The sequence below is a fragment of the Streptomyces durocortorensis genome (genome assembly GCF_016901035.1).
GTDB classification, from domain to species: Bacteria; Actinomycetota; Actinomycetes; order Streptomycetales; family Streptomycetaceae; genus Streptomyces; species Streptomyces durocortorensis.
The window spans coordinates 1-6,393 of record NZ_JAFEUF010000329.1; the positions used below are offsets into that span (position 1 = coordinate 1).

Annotated in this window: 2 protein-coding genes; one reads left to right on the forward strand and one right to left on the reverse strand. The window is 70.1% G+C overall.

The annotated features are described in order from the left end of the window. Positions 1-240: 240 nt before the first annotated feature. Positions 241-807, reverse strand: coding sequence for a DJ-1/PfpI family protein (locus JS521_RS32850; RefSeq protein ID WP_205086548.1), 567 nt, complete (start codon positions 805-807; stop codon positions 241-243). Between the two features lie 447 nt (positions 808-1,254). On the opposite strand from JS521_RS32850, the gene JS521_RS32855 reads away from it, so the two are divergent. Beyond that, complete coding sequence (locus JS521_RS32855) at positions 1,255-6,261, forward strand: NAD-glutamate dehydrogenase (protein WP_205086549.1); 5,007 nt, start codon at positions 1,255-1,257, stop codon at positions 6,259-6,261. The last annotated feature ends 132 nt before the right edge of the window (positions 6,262-6,393 follow it).

Below are 6,393 nucleotides of genomic sequence, written 5' to 3' on the forward strand. Positions count from 1 at the left end.
TTGTATATGAGACTGGGGTTGCGGGGCGCTGCCCGGGGCCCCGGTCCTCAAGCGCCGGACGGGCTGGAAAGGATGCCCTCAAGCGCCGGGCAGGCTGGAGAGGTGCGCCGGGCGGGCTGGGAAGGTGCCCCCGCGGGCCGGGGTGTGGCTGAGGTGAAGGATGTCCTCAATCGCCGGACGGGCTTTGGTGGGTGCCCGGGCGGGCTTGAAGGTGCGGCGCTTTCCGGGGAAGAGATGTCCTCAGTCGCCGGACGGGCTTGAGCGGAGCACCCTCAGGAACTCTCTCATCCAGGCCGCGTGGTCCGGCAAGGCTCGCGATGAGACCAGGGGGCCGTCCACCACCGCCTCCGTGTCCTGGAACGTTGCTCCCGCGCTCTGCATGTCCGGCTCCAGGGCCGGGTACGCCGTGACGGTGCGGCCGCTGAGGTTACCGGTGGCGGCGGTGATCAGGGGGCCGTGGCAGATCTGGGCGACCGGGCGGTCCGCGGAGAAGAAGGCGCCGACGATCTTCCGCAGCTCGGGGTTGTTGCGGAGGTACTCGGGGGCCCGGCCGCCGGGGATCACCAGGGCGACGTAGGCCCCGGGGTCGACCTCGGAGAAGGACAGGTCGGCGGGCCAGGTGTAGCCGGGCTTCTCCGTGTACGTGTCGAAGCCGGGCTCGAAGTCGTGGACCACGAAGCGCAGCGTCTTGCGCTCGGGGGCCGCGATGTCGACCTCGTACCCCTCCTCCAGCAGCCGCTGGTACGGGTAGAGGACTTCGAGCGACTCGGCGGCGTCGCCGGTGACGATGAGGATCTTCTGCGGCATGGCGGACTCCTCGGAGGGCGATCGGCCGACGGCGGGTCGGCTCGCGGTCTGCCGGTGGCCTGATTTCGGACTGTACGGAGAGATTGCCCCGGTTCCAGGAGTTCGCCAAGGCGGCGCGGCGCACTGTCCAGAGTGTCAAAGTTCGGGGGGTTCTTTTGTACACAAGCAGCTCATGACGGGGTGGGGTGCGAGGGCGATAGCCTGGTGCCGTGATCAGCGCGATACGCCTCGGGGGCAGCGAAGCCCCCGGCCGCGGGCCGGAGTGCCACAGCACCCGGGCGATCCGCGATCTCCCGACTCCGGACCGGCCGTCAAAAATGGCCCATGTGGTCACGGGGAACTCTCGAAGCGGCATAGCGTCGACCCAGACCGGAAACCCCGCGTCGTGGCGGTACGTCGCTTTTCTCACCTACGTCACGCAACGGCGCGCGACAGGAGCCAGAGGACATGCAGACCAAGCTGGACGAAGCCAAGGCCGAGCTGCTCGCAGGGGCCGCCAAGGTAGCTGACAACGGTCCGGGCGGTGGTGTCGGTGGCCCGGGAGGTGCCCCCCGGGCGCGGGTCTCCGCCGCCGGGGCCGACAAGAGCGCCCCTGCCGGTCAGGACACCGTGCTCGCCTACCTCCAGCGCTACTACCTGCATACGGCTCCGGAGGACCTCAGCGGCCGCGACCCGGTCGACGTCTTCGGTGCCGCCGCCTCGCACTACCGGCTGGCCGAGAACCGTCCGCAGGGCACCGCGAACGTCCGGGTGCACACCCCGACCGTCGAGGAGAACGGCTGGGCCTGCAGCCACTCCGTCGTCGAGGTCGTCACCGACGACATGCCGTTCCTGGTGGACTCCGTCACCAATGAGCTGTCCCGGCAGGACCGCGGCATCCACGTCGTGATCCACCCGCAGGTCACCGTCCGCCGTGATGTCACCGGCAAGCTCATCGAGGTCCTCTCCGGCGGTCCCGGCATCCCGAAGAGCATCAAGGGCGGCAAGAACGCCAAGGGTGAGAAGAGCGAACTGCCGCACGACGCGCTCGTCGAGTCCTGGATCCACGTCGAGATCGACCGCGAGACCGACCGCGCCGACCTCCAGCAGATCACCGCCGACCTGCTGCGCGTCCTGTCCGACGTCCGCGAGACCGTCGAGGACTGGGGGAAGATGCGTGACGCCGCCCTCCGGATCGCCGACGACCTGCCCGGCGAGCCGCTGGACGACCTCGCCGACGAGGAGGTCGAGGAGGCCCGCGAGCTACTGCGCTGGCTGGCCGCCGATCACTTCACCTTCCTCGGCTACCGCGAGTACGAGCTGAAGGACAGCGACGCGCTCGCCGCCGTCCCCGGCACCGGCCTCGGCATCCTGCGGTCCGACCCGCAGCACAGCGAGGACGAGGCCCACCCGGTCAGCCCGTCCTTCGACCGGCTGCCCGCCGACGCCCGCGCCAAGGCCCGTGAGCACAAGCTCCTCGTCCTGACGAAGGCCAACAGCCGGGCCACCGTGCACCGCCCCAGCTACCTCGACTACGTCGGCGTGAAGAAGTTCGACGCCAAGGGCAACGTCGTCGGCGAACGCCGCTTCCTCGGCCTCTTCTCCTCCGCCGCCTACACCGAGTCCGTGCGCCGGGTGCCCGTCATCCGCCGCAAGGTCGCCGAGGTCGTCGAGGGCGCCGGCTTCTCGTACAACAGCCACGACGGCCGCGACCTGCTCCAGATCCTGGAGACCTACCCGCGCGACGAGCTGTTCCAGACCCCCGTCGACCAGCTCCGCTCCGTCGTGACCTCTGTCCTCTACCTCCAGGAGCGCCGCCGGCTGCGGCTCTACCTGCGCCAGGACGAGTACGGGCGCTACTACTCCGCGATCGTCTACCTCCCGCGCGACCGTTACACGACCGGCGTGCGCCTGCGGCTCATCGACATCCTCAAGGAGGAGCTCGGCGGCACCAGCGTCGACTTCACCGCGTGGAACACCGAGTCGATCCTCTCCCGGCTCCACTTCGTCATCCGGGTTCCGGCCGGCACCGAGCTGCCGCACCTGACCGACGCCGACGCCGACCGCATCGAGGCCCGCCTCGTCGAGGCCGCCCGCTCCTGGGCCGACGGCTTCCAGGAGGCGCTCACCGCCGAGCTGGGCGAGGAGCGCGGCGCCGAACTCCAGCGCCAGTACGGCCACTCGTTCCCCGAGGGCTACAAGGCCGACCACTCGCCGCGCGCCGCCGTGTCCGACCTGGTCCACCTCGAAACCCTCCGGGAGGGTGAGAAGGACTTCGCCCTCAGCCTGTACGAGCCGGTCGGCGCGGGCCCCGGCGAGCGCCGCTTCAAGATCTACCGGACCGGCGAGCAGGTCTCCCTCTCCGCCGTCCTCCCGGCCCTCCAGCAGCTCGGCGTCGAGGTCGTCGACGAGCGGCCGTACGAGCTGCGCTGCGCGGACCGCACCCACGCCTGGATCTACGACTTCGGGCTGCGGATGCCCCTGGTCAACGGCAACGGCGGCTACCTCGCCGACGACGCCCGCGCCCGCTTCCAGGAGGCCTTCGCCGCCGTCTGGAAGGGCGAGGCGGAGAACGACGGCTTCAACTCCCTGGTCCTCGGCGCCGGGCTGAACTGGCGGCAGGCCATGGTGCTGCGCGCCTACGCGAAGTACCTGCGGCAGGCCGGATCCACCTTCAGCCAGGACTACATGGAGTCCACGCTCCGCAACAACGTCCACACCACCCGGCTGCTCGTCTCGCTCTTCGAGGCCCGCATGTCGCCCGGCAGGCAGAGCGCCGGCACCGAGCTGACCGACGGGCTCCTGGAGGAGCTGGACGGGGCTCTGGACCAGGTCGCCTCGCTCGACGAGGACCGGATCCTGCGGTCCTTCCTCACCGTCATCAAGGCCACCCTGCGCACGAACTTCTTCCAGCACACGGAGGACGGCACGCCGCACTCCTACGTCTCGATGAAGTTCGACCCGCAGGCCATCCCGGATCTGCCCGCGCCCCGGCCGGCGTACGAGATCTGGGTCTACTCGCCGCGCGTGGAGGGCGTCCACCTGCGCTTCGGCAAGGTCGCCCGCGGTGGTCTGCGCTGGTCGGACCGGCGCGAGGACTTCCGTACGGAGATCCTCGGACTGGTCAAGGCGCAGATGGTGAAGAACACCGTCATCGTGCCCGTCGGCGCCAAGGGCGGCTTCGTCGCCAAGCAGCTCCCGGACCCGTCCGTGGACCGCGACGCCTGGTTCGCCGAGGGCATCGCCGCCTACCGCACGTTCATCTCCGCGCTGCTCGACATCACCGACAACATGGTCGCCGGCGAGGTCGTGCCGCCCACCGACGTCGTCCGGCACGACGAGGAGGACACCTACCTCGTCGTCGCCGCCGACAAGGGCACCGCGAGCTTCTCCGACATCGCCAACGAGGTCGCCGTCGCCTACAACTTCTGGCTCGGCGACGCGTTCGCCTCCGGCGGTTCGGCCGGCTACGACCACAAGGGCATGGGCATCACCGCCCGGGGCGCCTGGGAGTCCGTCAAGCGGCACTTCCGGGAGCTGGGCCACGACACCCAGACCGAGGACTTCACCGTCGTCGGCGTCGGCGACATGTCCGGTGACGTCTTCGGCAACGGCATGCTGCTCTCCGAGCACATCCGCCTGGTCGCCGCCTTCGACCACCGGCACATCTTCATCGACCCGAACCCGGACGCCGCCACCTCGTACGCCGAGCGGCGCCGCCTGTTCGACCTGCCGCGCAGCTCCTGGGCCGACTACGACACCGACCTGCTCTCGGCGGGCGGCGGCATCCACCCGCGCAGCGCCAAGTCGATCCCGCTCAACGCGCACGTCCGCGAGGCGCTCGGCATCGACTCCTCGGTGAGCAAGATGACGCCCGCCGATCTGATGCAGACCATCCTCAAGTCGCCCGTCGACCTGGTGTGGAACGGCGGCATCGGCACGTACATCAAGGCCGTCCCCGAGTCGAACGCCGACGTCGGCGACAAGGCCAACGACGCGATCCGCGTCAACGGCGAGGACCTGCGGGCCAAGGTCGTCGGCGAGGGCGGCAACCTCGGCGCCACCCAGCTCGGCCGGATCGAGTTCGCCCGCAACGGCGGCCGGATCAACACCGACGCGATCGACAACAGCGCCGGTGTGGACACCTCCGACCACGAGGTGAACATCAAGATCCTGCTCAACGGGCTCGTCCGGGACGGCGACATGACCGTCAAGCAGCGCAACAAGCTGCTCGCCGACATGACCGACGAGGTCGGAGCGCTCGTCCTGCGCAACAACTACGCGCAGAACGTCGCCCTCTCCAACGCCTCCGCGCAGGCGCCCTCGCTGCTCCACGCCCAGCAGCGCTTCATGCGCCGGCTGGAGCGGGACGGCGCGCTGGACCGGGCGCTGGAGTTCCTGCCCGCCGACCGGCACATCCGGGAGCTGCTCAGCAACGAGAAGGGGCTCAGCCAGCCCGAGCTGGCCGTGCTGCTCGCCTACACGAAGATCACGACGGCGGACGAGCTGATCTCCACCGTCCTGCCGGACGACCCGCACCTGCAGAAGCTGGTGCACGCCTACTTCCCGAGCGAGCTGCGCGAGCGGTTCCCCGAGGCGGTCGACGGGCACGCGCTGCGGCGCGAGATCATCACGACGGTCCTGGTCAACGACACGGTCAACACCGCCGGTTCGACCTTCCTGCACCGGCTGCGGGAGGAGACCGGGGCGTCGATCGAGGAGATCGTGCGGGCCCAGTTCACGGCCCGCGAGATCTTCGGTCTTTCGGGGGTCTGGGACGCGGTCGAGGCGCTGGACAACACGGTCGACGCCGACGTCCAAACCCGGATCCGGCTGCACTCGCGGCGGCTGGTCGAGCGTGGTTCGCGCTGGCTGCTGGGCAACCGGCCGCAGCCCGTCGCCATCGCGGAGACCATCGAGCTGTTTCGGGACGGGGTCGAGCAGGTCTGGAACGAGCTGCCCAAGCTGGTGCGCGGTGCCGACCTGGACTGGTACCACTCGATCCTGGACGAGCTGACGGCCGCGGGCGTGCCGGACGAGCTGGCGGTGCGGGTGGCCGGGTTCTCCTCCGCCTTCCCGGCGCTGGACATCGTGGCCATCGCCGACCGGACGGGCAAGGAGCCGCTGGAGGTCGCCGAGGTCTACTACGACCTCGCGGACCGGCTGCGGATCACGCAGCTCATGGACCGGATCATCGAGCTGCCGCGGGCGGACCGCTGGCAGTCCATGGCACGCGCGTCGATCCGCGAGGACCTGTACGCGGCGCATGCGGCGCTCACGTCGGACGTGCTGAGCGTGGGGAACGGGTCCGCCACGCCGGAGGAGCGGTTCCGGGCGTGGGAGGAGAAGAACGCGGCGATTCTTGCTCGGTCGCGGTCGACGCTGGAGGAGATCCAGGGGTCGGATGCGTTTGATCTGGCGAATCTGTCCGTGGCTATGCGGACTATGCGGACGTTGTTGCGTACGCACGCGTAGGGGCAGTTGTTGATGTTGTACGTCTGAGGGGCCGGTGCCTGGTGGGTGCCGGCCCCTCGGCGTGGGGGGTTTAGGGGGGGGGGGGGGGGGGGGGGGGGGGGGGGGGGGGGGGCGGCGGGGGGGGGGGGGGGG